Origin of the sequence: Herpetosiphon sp. NSE202 (genome assembly GCF_042688385.1) — a bacterium.
In the GTDB taxonomy this organism is placed as follows: domain Bacteria; phylum Chloroflexota; class Chloroflexia; order Chloroflexales; family Herpetosiphonaceae; genus Herpetosiphon.
Genome location: NZ_JBHUPY010000021.1, coordinates 51,483 through 69,039 on the forward strand (window position 1 = coordinate 51,483; position 17,557 = coordinate 69,039).

A 17,557-nucleotide genomic window follows, 5' to 3' on the forward strand; every position below is an offset into this window, starting at 1 on the left:
AACAAGTGAGGCTAAAGATGGGTTCGTCACAAACGTCAGGGCGGTTGATGTTGGCGTTGCTTGGTACGATTATTGGCTATCTAATTCTCAACATTGGCTCAATTTTTTTAATCGATCCCAAGCAATACACGACTTTGTTTGTGGTTGTAACGGTGCTTAGTTGTATTGGTTTTGGAATAGGGATTTATTTGACGACGCGCTGGGCACTCAAGCCGCCACGCTATCGCGAAGCAGAAAAAATTGGCTTGCTGGTGCAGGGCCGCATTGTCGATTTTGCGCCAACTGGCTGGAAACATAAGCGTTCGCGGGGCTTTTCCAACCGAATTACCGAACGCGAATATCGCTTGCAGGTTGAAATTAATCACCCCAATCAGCCAAGTCGCCAAGTAACGCTCTATCGCTATTTTGATATTGCCCAAACGCCACGCCGCAACCAATATCTCAGCCTGAAGGTTCACCCGCGCTATCCCGATGTAGTTGTGTTGGCTACACCAGCCAAGGAATAAAGCGCTTCGTGCGTTGTTGATAGGCGGCATAATTGGGAAAGCGCTGGATGAGCAATTGCTCCTCGTAACGTGCCTTGAGCCACAAATCAATCAGCAACATTGCCAAAACCAGCCAACGCCAAAGCCGAGGATCAACCATGACCCATGCCAAACTACAGATCGCCAAGGCAGTATACATTGGGTGGCGAATCCAGCGATAGGGACCATGGACGGTTAATTGAGCTGTCGCAAGCAATTCGGGCATAATCGACAAATTGTTGAGTCGCATGCTGATCATTGCCCAGATGCCTAAAGCAAAGCCCAAGCCAAACACAATAAACCACAAGTTTGGTATGTTGTGCAATGGCGTGCTGACCGCCAATAATCCCAAGCAAATAAATTGCAAGGCCACGTACATTTTCGATTGCATACAGTTCCTTTGCTGCACAGATTGTTACCACAGCCTAGCATGAATGCGCTAGACTAGGCACTGAGGCCAATTCCCAATAATCCCGCGAGGTGTCTATGACCGATGAACTTGATGAAATTTCATGGAGCACAATCTACCATGCCTATGGTAACGGGCTTGATACTCCACAGCATCTGCGCAATCTGAGTCATCCCGATCCAAAAGTGATTGCCGAAGCTCATCAAGCATTAGTTGATACGACCTTGTATATTCAGTGGGTCTCACCTGCTGCATTGGCGGCCTTTCCCTATCTGCTGAGCAAGCTGTTTACAGCTAAGGGCTACTCACGGACTCACAGTAGCGACTTGGTAATGCAGATTGTTGAAAGACTCGCTCCAGCCCACCCATTACGCATTCCTTGGTTCTATTTTGTCTACGACAATGGGACATTTAGGGAGCGGTATGGTGCTGATAAAGTGCGGGCAATGCCCTACCAATTAGTGATTGAGGAATTTCCCAACCTGCTGCCATTGTTGCATGATCCTGATGAGGACATTGCATCGAAAGTGTTGAAGATTGTTGCCTGTTGTGTAGCGGCTGATGGCACATTATGGTCGCAGGTTTTGCCATTTGCGCTGGCAGAGCAGCGACCGCTGTTGCGAGCGAGCTATCAGTTTGTCGCTTGGGCGAGCGACGATCCGGTGGCGCTGGCGTGGGTGAGCGAAACATTTGAGCAAGCGCAGGAACCGCTGGTGAAATTAACCGCAGCATTCGTTATGACCCAAACCGCGCAGCAGGTTCCTGAGGCAATGTATGCATGGCTGATTGCCACCGTCAACGTCAACAATCTGAGCCTGATTGAAACCTATAATGCGCTTAAGCTAACCCATAGCTATTGGTTCGATTGTGCCTTGATGCTGTATCGGCGACCATTGAGTGAGCGCATTCCGCTTGCTGAGCAATGCCTTGCCTATCTTGAAGGCCAAGACGCAGCCTTGAACGATTACGATGTTGCAGCACTCTTAATGTTGGCTTTGGGCACTCTGCGCTATAAGAAATCGACGATTGAGCGTGCAGCTATTCACGCAAAGGCGCTGCTCTGGATTGGCCAGCAGCTATTTACAACCACCAAGCATGATCGCGAGGCTATCGAACGAGTTCTGCGCACTTTTCGGCTGCCATGGCGACCAGCAGATGTCAATGGCTTTTTAGGCCTGCCCAACGCCGAGCATGCTGGGTTTGCTTAAAAGGCCAAGGCGTGAATTGATTAAGCAAAGGCCCCAGCCAAGTGTTTGCAGCAAGGCTGGGGCATACGATTAATGTAATCGATTAAACGCTATTGAGGGTTATTCGCGATTTTGCTGCATCATCCAGCCGCCAGCTGTGGCTGCACCCAAGGCCAAAATTGCCAAATAGAAACCAAAACTGAAGCCAGCCTCAATTTCTGTAAAGCCACCATTATCTGGCTTCGCGATTAAGCCGCCAATGAAGGCCATAGCCAAGACTGCTGCATTAGCAATAAAAACTGCTTTACCGAATGTTAGATTAAGAGTGCGTTGGATCAGCGGATAAATATGTTTGCCAAAAAGCGGCGCAATTAAGCTAGCGAGAATAACACTGAGCAATAGAAATCCTAGCGATGGTAAAAAATCAGTTATCCCATTCACTGTTTCATTAACATTAACAAGCGTTGATCGCACATGATACCACGGCAGGAAATAGCTAATCCAGGCCACGAGGCCGCCGCCAATTGCCAAGCGTCGACCTTGCGATAAGCCCTTAAAGCCACTTACCAATTGATCGCTACTGGGCACAACAAATTGGCCTTGGGGTTGGGTTTGTGGCCCTTGATTGTAGGGCTGATAGGGTTGATACGGCTGTTGTTGGCCGGGTGGTGGTTGATTATACGGCTGATAGGGTTGATAAGGCTGTTGCTGCTGGTTAGGCGGCGCTTGATTATACGGTTGCTGCTGGTTGGGCGGCGCTTGATTATACGGTTGATACGGTTGCTGATTGGGATCAACTGGTGGTTGGTTGGAATATTGATCGTTGCTCATGGAATGTTCTCCATCGATAGCGTCTAGTTGCTCAATCGACTAGACCTTGCTGCTAATTACCCAATTGGGTTTGGCTCAGCCTCAAGTGGGCCAAATGAAGCTGCGTGATTGCTTGCAGCTTGAATGCTCTGCTCATTGGGCTGCTGGTCAGGGCTTGTTTCAGGCTGGTTGGCTTGATCGGTCGCAGTTTCTTGCCATGTGATAGTTGTGGTAATCGTTGTAACCGTCGTTACTGTGCGGCGCACAATTCGGCGCATTGGGCAACTCCTTTGGTTTAGCTGCTCAAGCTCGTTTGCGCGTTAGGATAGCAAACCTCAGGCTGCAAAATATGACAATTCTTACCAAATAGCTGCCCTTTATTGAAGCAAGTAACGAGCAATGCTCGCAGTACGTACTCCTCATGCGCAATACCATCTGAATGACGAGTTTGTGACATGACCACTTTCCACGCCATTGAGGAGGCTTCTCATGCCAGCAGTTAAGCTTGATTCGTTTGCGACGTTCGGTGCGCTGCTCCATTTTCTGCGGCGCAGAGCGCGACTCACTCAGCGCGATTTGGCAATTGCGACGGGCTATAGCGAGGCCCATATCTCGCGCTTGGAAAATAATCAACGCCTGCCCGACCTGACCAGCGTGGTAGCATTAATAGTGCCAGCCCTCGATCTAAATGATGATGCAACGAGTGTGGCGCGGTTGTTGGAGCTTGCAGCGGCAGCGCGCGGCGAAACATTGGCTGGAACCAAGGTCATGGTGAGCAAAAAAATCGCGCATCAGAAGAGCGAACTTGGTTTGCTTGAGCTGCCACCACCATTGCCGTTTTGCTTGATTGAACGCAAGGCCACGAGCCAACTCCAACAACGTTTAGCCAGCGAACGCTATTTGCTTGTCAATGGCCTAGCTGGGGTTGGCAAAACGGTGCTCGCTAGCCAACTGGCACAAGGCTGGGGCGAGCGCTGTTTTTGGTTCAGTTTTACTGCCACAATCAACCTTACAAGCGAGATTTTGCTACGCCAATTAGCGTTGTTTTTGCTGAGCCACGGCGCTGATCAGGTTGAACCATTGCTACATCTGCCCAATGATGGTGAGCTTGGCTTGAGTTTCGAGCGCCAGCTAGCGCTAGTAATCCATGGCTTGCAGCAAATTCCGGCCTTGCTGTGTCTTGATAATGGACACCTTTTGATCGATCAGCCCCAGTTGCGGCTGATGCTTGAGCAACTAGCCCAAAAAACCAACAGCCACATGCTGGTGCTGAGCCGTGAGCAATTCAATTTGCAAGGATTTCACTATTGGGCTTTGCATGGATTTGAGCCGAACGAAGCCCAAGCCTTGCTTGACCATTATGGCGTTGAAGCAGGCCAACATGTGATCGAACGTACCCAGGCAAATCCTGGGTTATTGCGGTTAACGATTGGCTTATTGGCCGGTCGTGCTGCTGCTGCTGGATTGCAGCATTTGATTGATGAGCCACAGATTGCCAGTTTTGTGCTTGAACAGCTGCTGCGCCAATTGCCGAGCAGCAGCGAACGCTTGCTAACGCTTTTGGCGGTTGCTGCTCACCCATTGAATTTGCACGCCGAATGGCCAATGGAGTGTAGTTTTGCGGTCGATGGGCCATATCAATGACACCAAGCGCTGAGCGATTTGACCAGCCGCCAGTTGATTGATACCCCAAGCCATGCCACTGTTTTGCCCTTGGTCCAAGACTATTTGTATGCCAAATTGCGCAGCCAACCTGCGCGGCGCAAAGGTTTGCACCGTCAATTAGCCAATGCCTTACACCAGCTTGATCCAATTCGATCTGCCCAGCATTCGATCGCTGCTGCCGATCTTCCAGCCGCCTTGGATTGCTTGTACCAACAACGTGATCACTTGATTGATCGGGGTTTGGCGAGTGCTGCTGCGCTGATGTTGCAGACTATGCGTCCAACCATTGAGCAGCAACATCCAAGCTGTTTATTGCAATGGCTGCAAACCTATGGCGAATTTCTGATGGCAACCAGCCAAGCCAGCGCCGCCGAGGCGATCTTTCGCGAGGCTTTGGTTGTGGCATGGCAGCCAACCCAACGCGCGGATTTGGTTTGGCGTTTGGCGGGCGCAATGCTCCATCTCAATCAAGCAACTACTGCCCAAAGCTTGCTCGAACAAACAATTGCCAATCTTGATGGCGCGGAAATTCGCTTGCATGGCTTGTTGCAGATGGCGCTCAGCAAAGCACTGTTGTTGCAATCGCAATTTGGCCATGCCCGTGCAGCTGCCGAACAAGCGATTGGTTTGGCCAACCAGCTTGATGCGAACCACATTCCGACGCTGGCCGAAATTCGGGCGCGGGCTGGCGGAACCATAGCCATTGTGCAGCAATACACTGGCGAAATTGAGGCCAGTATTCAAACTTGGCACGACGTGTTGGCCCAAACCAAGCTTGGCCGTTTGGAGCGAGTGCGCCCGCGAGCCTTGGCCAATCTCGCCAATCTGTACTACACCAAAGGCGATTTGCAGCAGGCAGAGGCGACGATCGAGCAGGCCGTAACTGGTTTGCGCCAAATTGGCGATCTGTATGCTCAAGCTCGGCTGCAACACACCCAAGCCATTATTCAGCTAATGCGTGGCCAGCCACAGCAAGCTTTGGCAACCCTCGAACAAACCTGTGCGCTGAAGCAACAGATCGCCGATCAACAAGGCTGGTTCAATTCGCGCAACCAAATCGCAATTACCTTGCTTGCTTTAGGCCAAACTGACCAAGCACAACAAATGAGTAGCCAACATTTGCAACTACTTGGTGCTGCTGGCGAGCCACTGTTTCGTGGGACAATCCTCGATACGGCGGTGCTCTGTCAGCTTTTGCAGGCTAAGTTTGCCGCAGCGCGTCAGGGCCTTGAACAGCTTGCGGCCTTAGCAAAGGCCCAAAATAATAGCGGCCTGCACATGGCTTGGCAACGCCACACCCTGCTGTTAAGTTTACTTGATGATGGTGCTGAGCAAGCTCGCAGCCGCTTGAGCCAAAGCTTGCCGCCAGCAGGCAATGGCGAAGCTGCACTAGATTATGCCTGTTTAGCGGCGCTGATCTGCCATGCCAGCGGTGATCAAGCAACTGCCCAGCACGAATGGCAGCAACTGGCTCAGCGAGCAGCAATCACTGGCTATGAATATTATCGAATTGTGGCCGAAGCTCAATTGAATGCACCCAGCACTGCGAGCGTGCTGCAACGGGTATTGCACATGCATCAACCATTCGCTGCGGTTGGTTGGGAATGCCCACCGCTAGCCCAAGCGGTTAACGACAACTAACTTGCTAGCGATCATATTCACAAACAATAAGCCTGCCGTGGCAACAAACGCGATCTTCTATCAAGCCAACTGAACGAGTATAATGCAGGCAAGCACAGGATGCCCTTTCCTGTTGCGAGCGCAAAGGGGCAACCATGAAGGTCTTGTTTCTGGCAGCGGAAAGCGTTCCATTTGTCAAGGTTGGGGGGTTGGGCGATGTGGCGGGTGCATTGCCAGAGGCACTTCGTCGCCGGGGGCTTGATGTTCGGCTGGTGATCCCACGCTATGGTACGATTGACCCTTTGCGCTGGAATTTGGGGCAGCTACGCGATAATTTCCCAGTTCGCTTAGATTGGCGCACAGAAGAATGTCAACTTTGGGCCACTGCCGATCAACATACTTGGTTTATTGAAAATCAATATTTCTTTGGCTCGCGCACCACGATTTATGGCCATGGCGATGATGATGTGCGTTTTGGCCTCTTTTGCCACGCTGCTCTCGAAGCTTGCCGCCAGATGGATTGGTGGCCCGATGTGATTCATGCCCACGATTGGCATGCAGCCGCCGCCATTCGGATTGCTTGGGGCAATGCTGCGCGACCTGCCTTGGTCTTTACAATTCACAATTTGGCCCATCAAGGGCGCTTCGCCAACGACGCTTGGCCCTTGGTTGGGGTCTACGATGCCTTTGGCGAACTCAATTTGATGGAGCAAGCGCTGTATACCAGCGATGTCATTACCACCGTCAGCCCAACCTATGCTGAGGAAATTAAGCGTGCTGAATATGGCTTTGGGCTAGACCACATGCTGCGCGAGCGCTCTGATCGCTTAATTGGCATTTTGAATGGGATCGATCCACGCCACTTTGACCCAGCCACCGACCAGCATATTGCCCAACCATTTAGCCTTGATGATCTGGCTGGCAAGGCGGTGTGTAAGGCAGCGCTGCAACGTGAAGTTGGCCTGCCAGAGCGGGCTGATGTGCCATTGGTGGCGGTTGTTTCGCGGCTCGATAGCCAAAAAGGCATTGATCTGATTGTGCAAGGCCTCGGCCAAATTATTGCTGACACTGATGCTCAACTGATGGTGCTTGGCTCGGGCTATGGCCCCTACGAAGATGCGTTTCGCGATGCCAGCCGCGCTGCGCCCGATCGGGTGGCAAATTATATTGGATTTAATGCGCCCTTAGCACAACGGGTGTATGCTGGGGCCGATATTTTTCTCATGCCCTCGGCCTTTGAGCCTTGCGGCTTGAGCCAAATGATCTCCATGCGCTATGGCACAATTCCGGTGGTGCGGGCAACGGGCGGCTTAGTCGATACTGTGCCAGATATGAGCCAACCAGAAGGCGTTGGGGTGGTCTTCAGCGACTACAACGTCGAGGCCATGCTGCATGCTTTAGGCCGCGCCTTGGCCGCCTATCGCTACCCGAACGATTGGAGCTATTTTATGCGGCGCGCTATGAGCCACGATTTTAGCTGGGATACCGCCGCAACGCGTTATGAAGATGTGTACCGTTGGGCGCTGAGCTTGCGCTAAATGAAAGGAGCATTCCTGTGGAACCATTTAAGCTCGTGATCACTGGAGCCTTTAACACGGGCAAAAGCACCTTTATTCGATCATTATCGGATATTAATGCTGTTAATACCGATAAAGCCACCTCATCGCCCGACGAGCAGCGGATTAAAGCTAATACGACTGTTGCGATGGATTATGGCCGCGTGAGGCTCGACGATTATACTTTGCAATTATTTGGTACGCCTGGCCAAACCCGTTTCGACTTTATGCGCGATATTTTGGCCAAAAACATGGACGGCTTTTTGGTGCTCGTCGATCTTTCACAGCCTGCAACGATCGACGATGCAGCAACAATTTTGGCCCAATTCCGCGACCATGGCGAGGTGCCGTATGCAGTTGTGGCCAATAAAAGCGATTTAAACACCGTAATCAGCCAAGCTGAGCTACGCCAACAATTAAATCTCTCGCCAGAAATTCATATTTATTTGTGCACGGCGACCGATAAAAATTCGGTGCGCGAAGTGGTGCGGCGCTTTCTGCGTGATGCCCACAAATAGCTCAATCTTCCAAGCCAACTCAGTCAGTTTCTTCATTGAGGCTGGGCGAGTTGGCCCGCCCCAACCAACGCCCAAGCGCCAATACGCCCGCTAAACTGCCCAACAATCCCAAGAATATCCACAAACTGCGCCCTTGGAAATTGCTCGCTTGGCTGCCAAACCAGCCGTTGCCAAGCAGCATGCCAAGCCGCGATAGTTCTAATGGCTCGTTGGAGAGTAGAATTGTGCTCAGTGGCAGCTCAGCAATCGCCGGATAGCCCCGCGGAATTGCATAGGTGATATAACGCGCCATTAGGGCTAGATTCCAGCAGGCTAAACTTGCAAGCATGCCAATTGCTGCGCTCGGCCAGCGTCGCCAACGTTGCAACAATGCAGCTACACCCCACGCCAAACATGGCGCGATTGTGGTCAAGCGGCGCAAACCAAAGGCTCCGCTGCCATGCCAATCGGGCAAGCGCGAAATATAGATTAAATAGATAATCACCGCTGCGAGATACGGCCAAGCTTGGCGCTGGCGGAGGCTTAATCCAAGCCCCAGCAAACCAAGCACATAAATTGGAGTCCACCAAAGCATGCCGTAAAGCGAGCCAACTAACATCGGCCAAAGCTGGCTGCTGCGTGGCGTGGCAAAATTTCCACCCTGCGGAATCGTTAGCCACGAGCCATAGAGCAACTTCCACATTGCCAACTGTGGCAACACCACCAGCAGCCCAGCCAGCGCCGCAAGCAATAAGCCTTTGAGCAAATCTGGCCATGTGCGGCGGTGTTTGCCAACCAGCAAGGGCCAAATAATCAGTGCTGGCAAAATCAGCACCAATGCGCCAATCCAATAGCTGACAATCGTTGCGCCCATGGTTAGGCCAAGTTGCACCCAACGCCCAAGGCTTGGTTGCTCGCGCAAACGCACGCTTGCTAGCGCCATCAGGCTCACGCAAGCCGCCGAAAGGCTGTGGGCGTAGGCTCCTTGAAATAAGCTGTAGTAGAGTAAATTGCTGGCCAGATAGACACTGATGGTTGCCAAGGCGGCAATCTTGGGGCTAAATTGGCGGCGCAGCAGAGCCTCGCAACTCAAAATGAAGATCAAGCCAGCCAAGGCACTGCCCCAAGTGGTGAGGGCCAAATAGGGCTGACTATAGCCATCGCTTGGCCAACCGCCCAGCAGCGCACTGCCATGGCCCAGCCACCACAGCGGCGCAAAGGCCATAGCTGGCCCAACGCTCCATGGATTAGCGGCATAGCCAGTTTTGGTAATTTTTACGCCTGTGTTGAGTTCGAGCGGGGTTTGGCTGAATTCATTGCTAAAATCAAAATCGTGGTCAATCCCCGCTGAACGCAAATAAGCATAGTAGCCAACGCCATCATATTGCACGGTTGGAGTCCACAAACAAACGGTCGTAATCAGCCAAATTGCCACCAGCAGCCAACGCCAATTGATTGGTCGTTGCCAGCGCTGCCAGCCATACCACACTCCTGCCGCGAGGGCTGCGACCAACACAAATTGGCTCAAACTACTAATTGCTGCCCGATGCAGCCAATTGCTCGACCATGCAAAAACTGCCAAACCAAGGCTTAATGCCGTACCAGCTAACGCGATCCAATGGCGTGCCAGCCCAAGGCTCAGTAAGATTGCCACAGCACACAGCAGCAACAAATTGCTAGCATTAAATGGATTTGCCGCCTGCAAACCTGACCAGCTAGTTGCGCCTAGCTCTTGCCAATTGAGGTTGCTCAATAACAAACCCAACGGCCGGCCATTTTGCGCGCTTGGATGATTGATGAAATTAACCTGCTTGATCTGCGCTGGCACAAATACGCTGAGTTGGCGTAGCTCAGGCTGCATTGGCAAGCTCAAGGCTTGGGTTTGCTCAAATTGCAGAATCGTGGGGCTGAATGGGGCCAAATATTCAAGCTGAACTACACGTGCATGCCCAGCGTTCGGCCAAAGTGGTACCTGCAAATTGCCATTGCTCCAACGATAGCTGCGGCTGGTTGGGCCGCTTGCACCTGGCAATGTGCTCGATTGTTCAAGGCCATACAGGCCGCCAACGCTGGTTGAGCTATGCTGCAACACATCTGCTTGGCGGGTTGGTTGAGCGTTGGCCCACCAGCCAATAATCAGCCACAACAGCAACAATGGCAACAGACTTCCCCAACGCGAGCGCAAACCAAGCAGCATAATCCACCTATCAACAAATCGAGCTTGTAGCATCAAGTTGCCAATTATAGAGCATTCCCCAGAAGTTTTGGAACCTAACGCTTACTCGTTAATAGGGCTGACTTACGGCAAACCATTGTTACCAACTCCTAGCAAAAGGGTGAGTAACAGTGGTTTTTTTGATTAGTACTTGTTGCGCAATTAAATCAAGTCCATGTTGCTTAGATTAATACGTTTAATCAATAAATATTTACATGATTTAATGAATAGATGAGGATAAATAAAATATTTTTACATTAAAAACTGAAATAAATGTTTTAAATATTCACTTCATGACTATTCTGATGATAGAATAGGTTTTTAAATAATCGAACCTTACGAAGAACCTTACGAACGAAAATAACACGAGTACTGCTTAAACATAGTCCCTTTACCACAAAAAGATCACGCTCATGTTGAACTAGCTATTACAAATTGATGACATTATACTAGCTAGTAGCATATTATTTGGGTTAATTTATTATTTTTTAACTATTTTTTATTGTAAGGAGTTCCTATGACCCCGACACTGCGACGATGGACAACCAGGGTTGTACTACTTGCAACAATTTTGGCTGTCGGTGGGCCAAGCGCCACGTTTGCTAACGTGAGCAAAGTCGACACCGCAAGCGTTGATACGGTAACTGAGCCAACGCTTGAGCCAACCGCCGAACCTACAGCAGAGCCAACCGCCGAGCCAACAGTAGCTCCAACGGTTGCGCCAACCGCAACCACCGCCCCAACTGCTGTGCCAGTCTGTAATCCAAAAGTTGATCTTTCGGGCTGGTTCTCAAGCAATTCAGTTGGCAAAATTCAGAATAAATCAACCACATGTTCCTACAATGTGGGTATGGCTTCATACGAAAAAATGGATGAAGTGATTGATCATCAAGTGATTTATTCGTGGGATACTGGCCGAGTTGGGCCAAACTCAATTTTGGCCTTGAATGTTGGCGTGCCTGCATGTGCCGCTCAAATCGACTTGTTCTATGGCGCAGTCTTGCACTCACTCGATGGCCAGCGCTATGGCGAACGCTTGATCACTGCTCGCCACACTGGTGGCACCAACTATTGTGGTGTCATTCCAACCGTTGAGCCAACGCCAGAACCAACCGTAGAACCAACCACGGTTCCAACCGTTGAGCCAACGCTTGAGCCAACGCCAGAACCAACGGTTGAGCCAACCACGGTTCCAACCGTAGAACCAACCGTTGAGCCAACGCCAGAACCAACGGTTGAGCCAACCACGGTTCCAACCGTAGAACCAACGGTAGAACCAACCACGGTTCCAACCGTAGAACCAACCGCAACCGCAGTGCCAACCAGCACGCCTGCGCCAACGGCAACTAGCACGCCTGCGCCAACGGCAACCAACACGCCAGCACCAACGGCGACCAGCACGCCTGCGCCAACGGCGACCAACACGCCTGCACCAACGGCAACCAAAACACCAGTGCCTACGGCGACCAAAACACCTGCTCCAAGCCCAACCAGCACACCTGTTGGCAAGGATTGTAGCTATACCCAAGGCTACTGGAAGAATCACCCAAGTGCTTGGCCAGTAACGACCTTGGTTGTTGGCGGCGTAACCTACAACCAAAGCCAATTGATGGCCATCTTCAACACGCCAACACGTGGCGACACAACCTATATCTTGATCCATCAATTGATTGCTGCCAAGTTGAACACCGCTCAAGGTGCCAATGGTAGCGCGATCAATGCAACGATTGCCGCCGCCGACGCTTGGTTGCAACAATATCCATTAGGCAGCAAGCCAAGTGGCGCAGCCGCCAGCACTGGCAACAGCTATGCTACCCAATTGGATCGCTATAACAACGGTTTGATTGGCCCAGGCCACTGTAACTAACTCACAATCGACTAACTGTTTCAAAGGTGGTGCTTCGGGTATTTCCCGAAGCACCACCTTTTTTCGTTATAATAGCCTGCATCGTTTGTGATTGAGGTTGAACAATGGCGCAACGTGGGCGAATTCCAGCAGGTTTAGGTCATTTTTTGGTAGCCTTTGGTTTGGGGGCGGCATTTAATTTGGGCTATAGTTATGGCCTAATTGGGCTGATCGTTATTTCATTCATCACCCTGATTGCCTTTATTCTTGATAAGCAGCAATCAAAAGACCGTCGTAATCGGCGCATTGCTGAGAGCACATTGTTGCTATTTGTGGCTTTTGGCGGAACTTTGGGGGCGGTGATTGGCATCTGGTTTTTTCGGCATAAATCGCAAAAAACCAGCTTTTTGCAAGGTTTTTGGCTGATTGTTGGCTGCCAAGTTGTTGGCTTATTAGCCGTCGGGTTGGTGCGCAATTTCTTGGTAAATTGAGCCGTAATCGCAAAAATAAGGCTATAGGCTATTGGCTATTGGCTTTGGGCTATCGGAAGTTTATTCGTGAAATTCGTGGCGAAAAAAGCCTTCGTAGATCAATCGTTTAACGGAGAGGCGCAGAGCTACAGTATTAAAATAAATATCAGGCATCATGCTGTGGGGTCTACCGCAGATGCAAAAGCTCTGCCATGCACGGCATCAAGTTTGCGTGAGATGGGAAGGGAAACCATGGCCCCAAGGTTTCCCTTCCCATCTCATCGCGTTCTATCACCATGCGGACAATTAGCGCTCAGCGGTGTGCTGGGTGAGCCACATGGCAAGAGCCTCTCGACTATCCGGCATACTAAACCAGGCTGAGAACAGAGTGGTCGGAATATCCCAGACACGGGGGGTATCCACCAATGCCTGTATCAGATCGCATCGGAATGGAGATCGTTCGTGGATAAGAGATTGTGGGCGGTAGCGAAAAACACGTTCGTCATGCCATGGAACAAGTGAAAGTGAGATTTCTTGCCAATAGACAGCAATCCTGTCACCAGGAATACATGCACAGATCATGATGGCCCTTGCTAGCAAATGGGCCTGTTCGGCACTGATGTCTGGCCGTGTCACTGCTGCAAGAAGCGGCTCTGGGGCAAGTCGTGAGAGATCACTTAGCAAAGGTGCAACCGTTGCGATATCATCGTATGCATCTGGGAGTCGCACATGCTGGGTCTGGACAAGAAACGTATCGAGCAAGAGTCGTGTGATCTCCTGCCAAAGACTAGCATATTGCCGCATAGAATGATGCGCATGTTGTATCTCGACAGCCGCTTGTGCCGCAGCTACTCGCACTTCCATAAGCGGGTGGCGGAAAATGAGGTCGTAGAACATGGGAATGGGATCAAGTCTCACAAAGTCTTTCCATCCCATCGAATCAGCGAGCAGGCGTTTCACGCTCTGACAGAGTTCGCTTCCAACCTCAGCATCTGTTTCGCGGGCCGCGTGATTGAGGAGGATCGACACAAGCTCATGACGATCCTCTGTGAGATAACCAAGCAACATGGCAGCGCCCTTGCGTACAGGAACTTCCGCATCGCTGAGCAGGGTGATTAAGATTCCTCTGCGTTCTTTGGCCATGGCATAGATGGCAACCTGAATGCGCTTCATCGCAATCGTGCCCCAAGAGGTAAGCATCCCCCAGAAGGGTCCACCCAAGGCCATCATAATTTCCGAGCGATCGGGAGTATCCGGATCGCCAAGGATGTCTAACAAAAAACCTACAATCAGTGGTGTCGTATCATAATACGAGCCAAAGTCTTGGCCATGACCAAGCAGAAAATTTCGGGCGTATTCTCGAACCTCAGGATCACTAGCGTTGAGATCTCGGAATGCTTGGGGAATCCTCTCAGGCCGTTGATAGATATGCGTACCAATCGTAGACCAATCAATCTCGTTGGGGGTCGGGCGCATTAATACCTTTTTTCAGGCTCTATGAAGTGTATAAAGCACAAGTATAACACAGATGTGGAAAGACTCTTTGAAAACAGGGACAATCAATGAGCGAATGGTCGGCATTCCGCCGACGGCATGCCCACAAACAGCGCATCAGCTTGTGACTAATACCAAGATCAAATGAAATGTAGATCAAGGATTAGAACTCAGAAGATTATTCGTGGAATTCGTGGCTAAAAACAGCCTTCGTGGATCAATCGTTTAACGCAGCGGCGCGGAGCCACGAAATTATGAAGGATGAAGGATGAGGGATGAAGTTAAAAGCCTCATCCTCCGAATCTGTGCCAAGCTGTGGCTAAAACTAAGCCTTCGCGCTTTTCGCGATCTTCGCGGTTCCGATCCTTCGTGCTCTTCGTGTTCTTCGTGGTTAAAAAACTGCTAATCTTCAGTAACTAACTCAACAATAATCTAAATATGCTATAATCAGCGCTATCGGCGATGATGCCCTTTTCCTCCTTGGGAAGGGGCTTTTTTTGTAGGATACACCAGCTATGAGTCAGCTAACCACCCATGCTTCGGCGGTGCCGTTACTCGAACGCTACCGCCAATTTTTGCCGATCACCGCCCAAACTCCGATTGTTACCTTGCACGAAGGCAACACTCCATTGATCAATGTGCCCCGTTTGGCCGCCCACTTGGGTGTGCGCGAATTGTGGCTCAAACTCGAATCCATGAATCCAACTGGTTCGTTCAAGGATCGTGGCATGGTGATGGCAATTGCCAAGGCTTTAGAAGCTGGCAGCAAAGCTGTTGTTTGTGCCTCGACCGGCAATACCAGTGCTGCCGCCGCTGCCTATGCCGCCCGCATGGGCATGGAATGCGTGGTGGTCGTGCCAGCAGGCAAAATTGCCTTGGGTAAATTGGCTCAAGCCTTGATGTACGGAGCCAAATTGTTGGTCATCGAAGGCAATTTCGATCAAGCCCTCGATATGGTGCGCGTTTTGGCCGACCAACACCCAATTACCTTGGTCAACTCGGTCAACCCCTATCGCTTGGAAGGCCAAGCGACTGCTGCCTACGAAATTTGCGATGTGCTCGGTGATGCACCAGATTACTTAGCCTTGCCAGTTGGCAATGCTGGCAATATTTCGGCCTATTGGATGGGCTTCAAACGCTATTACGAAGCGCATCGTTCTGAAAGCTTGCCCAAGATTTTGGGCTTCGAAGCTACTGGCTCAGCGGCAATCGTGCGCGGCGAGCCAATTGCCTATCCCGAAACCGTGGCAACCGCGATTCGGATTGGCAACCCTGCTTCGTGGCATTTGGCCGTCAATGCTCGCGACGAATCGGAAGGCACGATCGATCATGTCAGCGATGAAGAAATTCTGGCTGCATGGCGCGATCTTTCTGCACTCGAAGGCATTTTCTGCGAGCCAGCTTCGGCGGCGGGGCTGGCTGGCATTCGCAAGCTCTTGGCGAGTGGCAGTATCGATCCCAATGGGCGGTTTGTGGCGGTGATTACTGGCCACGGCTTGAAAGACCCACAATTGGCCGTCGAGCAGTTCTCGGTTCCGCAGGCCATTCCTGCTGAATTGAGCGCCGTGGTGGCAGCCTTAAATCTGTAGTGGCGCGGCGAGAGTGAGTTGGTTTTGATGCTATTAATTTAGCCACATGCTGGCGTTTGAGCAGCAACTGAATTGCTGGGGGCAAAAAGTTGTTGAGTTGCTGCTCGCCTGCACGATGGATTCAATTTTTTTTCATTTGGAGCATGTTATGCGTTTGTTAGTGACGAAATTTGGTGGTACGTCGGTCGGTTCAGCCGAAGCTATTCGTGGCTTAACTGCAATCACTACCACTAATCGCACTACATGGGATCATGTTGTTGTGGTGGTGTCGGCCCTCAGCGGTGTCACCGATAAATTGTTGAATATTGTGCGCGTTGCCCAAACGACGGGCGATGCGGTGGCGGTCGCTGCCTTGCACGAAGAATTGCGCCAACGCCATCATACGGTCATTGGCGAATTACTCGATGCAGAACAAGCTGCCATCCAAGCCGAAATTGATGGCTTGCTGGCTGAGTGTGCCCGTTTGTGCGAAGGCGTGCGGGTTTTGGGCGAATTAACTCCGCGCACGCTCGATGCAATTGCTGGTTTAGGCGAGCGCATGAGTGCCCGCATCGTGGCCGCAACGCTGCGCAACCAAGGCGTGCCAGCCCAGCATTTTGATGCAAGCGATTTGATTGTGACCGATGATCGCTATCAAGATGCCTCGCCGTTGATGCCCGAAACCACCGAGCGCACCACCGCAACCCTTGGCCCGATTTTGGAACAAAACATCACGCCAGTTGTGACTGGTTTTATTGGCGCGACCTTGGCTGGAGTCAAAACCACGCTTGGCCGTGGCGGCTCCGATTGGAGTGCAGCGATTTTGGGCGCAGCCCTCGAAGCCAGCGAAGTTTGGATCTACACCGATGTTGATGGCGTGATGACCGCCGACCCACGGATTGCCCCAGATGCCCATGTGATCAGCACGCTTTCCTACAATGAAATCAGCGAATTGGCCTACTATGGCGCAAAGGTTTTACACCCCAAAACAATTCGGCCTGTGGTAGAGCGCGGCATTCCCTTGCGAGTCAAAAATACCTTCAATCCTAGCCATGCTGGTACGGTAATTGTCGGCAAAACTGCACCAATTGTCGGCGCAATCAAGGCGGTCACGGCAATTCACAACCTGACCATGATTACCGTGGCGGGGCGTGGGATGTTGGGCGTGCCTGGCATTGCAGCCCGTACCTTTGGCGCTGTGGCGCGCGAAGATGCCAGTATTTTGATGATTTCGCAAGCTTCTTCTGAGCAAAGCATCTGTTTTGTGATTCCCGATGGCGGCGCAAAACGGGTGGTTGCCTCGCTCAATCAAGAGCTGGCAGTGGAATTAGAGCGGCGTGACATCGACACGATTGCGCTTGAAGAAGGCGTTTCGATCATCACGGCGGTTGGCGCTGGCATGCGCGGCACAACTGGCGTTGCCAAACGGGTGTTTAGCGCAATCGGCGATGCCGAGATTAATGTGATTGCAATTGCCCAAGGCTCGTCCGAATGTGCAATTAGCTTGGTGGTTTCTGGCGATAGCGCCAAAGCTGGGGTACGGGCAATTCACGCCCTGACCTACCGCGAAACGATCAATGCCCAACATCGCGCACCCTGCGAATAAACCTCGATTCTGCGCAAGTCTTGACCCTCGATACCTTCTGGGTATCGAGGGTTTTTTGTTCCCTTAATCACAAAATCATGAACGTCCTGA

At 51.4% G+C, this 17,557-nt stretch carries 15 protein-coding genes; 10 read left to right on the top strand and 5 right to left on the bottom strand.

Going from position 1 to position 17,557, the window contains the following annotated elements; genetic code table 11:
* The first annotated feature begins 17 nt into the window (after window positions 1-17).
* Window positions 18-506: a hypothetical protein gene (locus ACFMKP_RS21660; protein WP_382295004.1), complete on the top strand. Its 489-nt coding sequence runs from the start codon at window positions 18-20 to the stop codon at window positions 504-506.
* Here the strand turns inward: ACFMKP_RS21660 and ACFMKP_RS21665 are convergent.
* Window positions 487-915 (bottom strand): methyltransferase family protein, encoded by a 429-nt coding sequence (locus tag ACFMKP_RS21665; protein ID WP_382295006.1) that lies wholly within the window; start codon window positions 913-915, stop codon window positions 487-489. The genes ACFMKP_RS21660 and ACFMKP_RS21665 overlap by 20 nt on opposite strands.
* A gap of 95 nt (window positions 916-1,010) precedes the next feature.
* Here ACFMKP_RS21665 and ACFMKP_RS21670 point away from each other — a divergent pair, with 95 nt between their 5' ends.
* Complete coding sequence (locus ACFMKP_RS21670; protein WP_382295008.1) at window positions 1,011-2,141, top strand: hypothetical protein; 1,131 nt, start codon at window positions 1,011-1,013, stop codon at window positions 2,139-2,141.
* Window positions 2,142-2,240: 99 nt separating this feature from the next.
* Here ACFMKP_RS21670 and ACFMKP_RS21675 read toward each other — a convergent pair whose 3' ends face one another.
* A complete protein-coding gene (locus ACFMKP_RS21675) occupies window positions 2,241-2,951 on the bottom strand; it encodes a hypothetical protein (protein ID WP_382295010.1) in 711 nt (236 codons plus the stop codon).
* 56 nt (window positions 2,952-3,007) lie between these two features.
* Complete coding sequence (locus ACFMKP_RS21680; RefSeq protein WP_382295012.1) at window positions 3,008-3,208, bottom strand: hypothetical protein; 201 nt, start codon at window positions 3,206-3,208, stop codon at window positions 3,008-3,010.
* Between the two features lie 211 nt (window positions 3,209-3,419).
* Between ACFMKP_RS21680 and ACFMKP_RS21685 the strand changes: the two genes are divergently transcribed.
* The 4 genes from ACFMKP_RS21685 (at window position 3,420) to ACFMKP_RS21700 (ending at window position 8,289) form a co-directional block, all read left to right on the top strand.
* Window positions 3,420-4,574: a helix-turn-helix domain-containing protein gene (locus ACFMKP_RS21685; protein WP_382295013.1), complete on the top strand. Its 1,155-nt coding sequence runs from the start codon at window positions 3,420-3,422 to the stop codon at window positions 4,572-4,574.
* 18 nt (window positions 4,575-4,592) lie between these two features.
* Complete coding sequence (locus ACFMKP_RS21690) at window positions 4,593-6,236, top strand: tetratricopeptide repeat protein (protein WP_382295015.1); 1,644 nt, start codon at window positions 4,593-4,595, stop codon at window positions 6,234-6,236.
* A gap of 134 nt (window positions 6,237-6,370) precedes the next feature.
* Entirely contained in the window at window positions 6,371-7,753 is a 1,383-nt protein-coding gene (locus ACFMKP_RS21695) for a glycogen synthase (protein ID WP_382295017.1), read from the top strand.
* Window positions 7,754-7,770: 17 nt separating this feature from the next.
* On the top strand, window positions 7,771-8,289 hold the full coding sequence (locus ACFMKP_RS21700; protein ID WP_382295019.1) for an ATP/GTP-binding protein: 519 nt from the start codon (window positions 7,771-7,773) through the stop codon (window positions 8,287-8,289).
* Window positions 8,290-8,308: 19 nt separating this feature from the next.
* Here the strand turns inward: ACFMKP_RS21700 and ACFMKP_RS21705 are convergent, their stop codons facing one another.
* Entirely contained in the window at window positions 8,309-10,465 is a 2,157-nt protein-coding gene (locus ACFMKP_RS21705; protein WP_382295021.1) for a hypothetical protein, read from the bottom strand.
* A gap of 535 nt (window positions 10,466-11,000) precedes the next feature.
* Between ACFMKP_RS21705 and ACFMKP_RS21710 the strand changes: the two genes are divergently transcribed.
* Together ACFMKP_RS21710 and ACFMKP_RS21715 are read left to right on the top strand one after the other, a co-directional pair.
* Window positions 11,001-12,350 carry a hypothetical protein gene (locus ACFMKP_RS21710; RefSeq protein ID WP_382295023.1) on the top strand — a complete coding sequence of 450 codons (1,350 nt, stop codon included), beginning with the start codon at window positions 11,001-11,003 and terminating at the stop codon, window positions 12,348-12,350.
* Between the two features lie 104 nt (window positions 12,351-12,454).
* Entirely contained in the window at window positions 12,455-12,820 is a 366-nt protein-coding gene (locus tag ACFMKP_RS21715) for a DUF1294 domain-containing protein (RefSeq protein ID WP_382295025.1), read from the top strand.
* Between the two features lie 285 nt (window positions 12,821-13,105).
* Here ACFMKP_RS21715 and ACFMKP_RS21720 read toward each other — a convergent pair whose 3' ends face one another.
* Window positions 13,106-14,275, bottom strand: a complete 1,170-nt coding sequence (locus ACFMKP_RS21720; RefSeq protein WP_382295026.1) for a hypothetical protein — start codon at window positions 14,273-14,275, stop codon at window positions 13,106-13,108.
* A gap of 533 nt (window positions 14,276-14,808) precedes the next feature.
* Here ACFMKP_RS21720 and thrC point away from each other — a divergent pair.
* Together thrC and ACFMKP_RS21730 are read left to right on the top strand one after the other, a co-directional pair.
* A complete protein-coding gene (thrC, locus tag ACFMKP_RS21725) occupies window positions 14,809-15,882 on the top strand; it encodes a threonine synthase (RefSeq protein WP_382295028.1) in 1,074 nt (357 codons plus the stop codon).
* A gap of 148 nt (window positions 15,883-16,030) precedes the next feature.
* Window positions 16,031-17,467, top strand: a complete 1,437-nt coding sequence (locus ACFMKP_RS21730; protein WP_382295030.1) for an aspartate kinase — start codon at window positions 16,031-16,033, stop codon at window positions 17,465-17,467.
* The last annotated feature ends 90 nt before the right edge of the window (window positions 17,468-17,557 follow it).

Coding starts and splice junctions, on each gene's coding strand:
- ACFMKP_RS21670 (WP_382295008.1), top strand. CDS start 1,011: ATGACCGATGAACTTGATGAAATTTCATGGAGCACAATCTACCATGCC.
- ACFMKP_RS21665 (WP_382295006.1), bottom strand. CDS start 915: ATGCAATCGAAAATGTACGTGGCCTTGCAATTTATTTGCTTGGGATTA.
- ACFMKP_RS21720 (WP_382295026.1), bottom strand. CDS start 14,275: ATGCGCCCGACCCCCAACGAGATTGATTGGTCTACGATTGGTACGCAT.
- ACFMKP_RS21680 (WP_382295012.1), bottom strand. CDS start 3,208: ATGCGCCGAATTGTGCGCCGCACAGTAACGACGGTTACAACGATTACC.
- ACFMKP_RS21695 (WP_382295017.1), top strand. CDS start 6,371: ATGAAGGTCTTGTTTCTGGCAGCGGAAAGCGTTCCATTTGTCAAGGTT.
- ACFMKP_RS21660 (WP_382295004.1), top strand. CDS start 18: ATGGGTTCGTCACAAACGTCAGGGCGGTTGATGTTGGCGTTGCTTGGT.
- ACFMKP_RS21675 (WP_382295010.1), bottom strand. CDS start 2,951: ATGAGCAACGATCAATATTCCAACCAACCACCAGTTGATCCCAATCAG.
- ACFMKP_RS21705 (WP_382295021.1), bottom strand. CDS start 10,465: ATGCTGCTTGGTTTGCGCTCGCGTTGGGGAAGTCTGTTGCCATTGTTG.
- ACFMKP_RS21715 (WP_382295025.1), top strand. CDS start 12,455: ATGGCGCAACGTGGGCGAATTCCAGCAGGTTTAGGTCATTTTTTGGTA.
- ACFMKP_RS21730 (WP_382295030.1), top strand. CDS start 16,031: ATGCGTTTGTTAGTGACGAAATTTGGTGGTACGTCGGTCGGTTCAGCC.
- thrC (WP_382295028.1), top strand. CDS start 14,809: ATGAGTCAGCTAACCACCCATGCTTCGGCGGTGCCGTTACTCGAACGC.
- ACFMKP_RS21685 (WP_382295013.1), top strand. CDS start 3,420: ATGCCAGCAGTTAAGCTTGATTCGTTTGCGACGTTCGGTGCGCTGCTC.
- ACFMKP_RS21710 (WP_382295023.1), top strand. CDS start 11,001: ATGACCCCGACACTGCGACGATGGACAACCAGGGTTGTACTACTTGCA.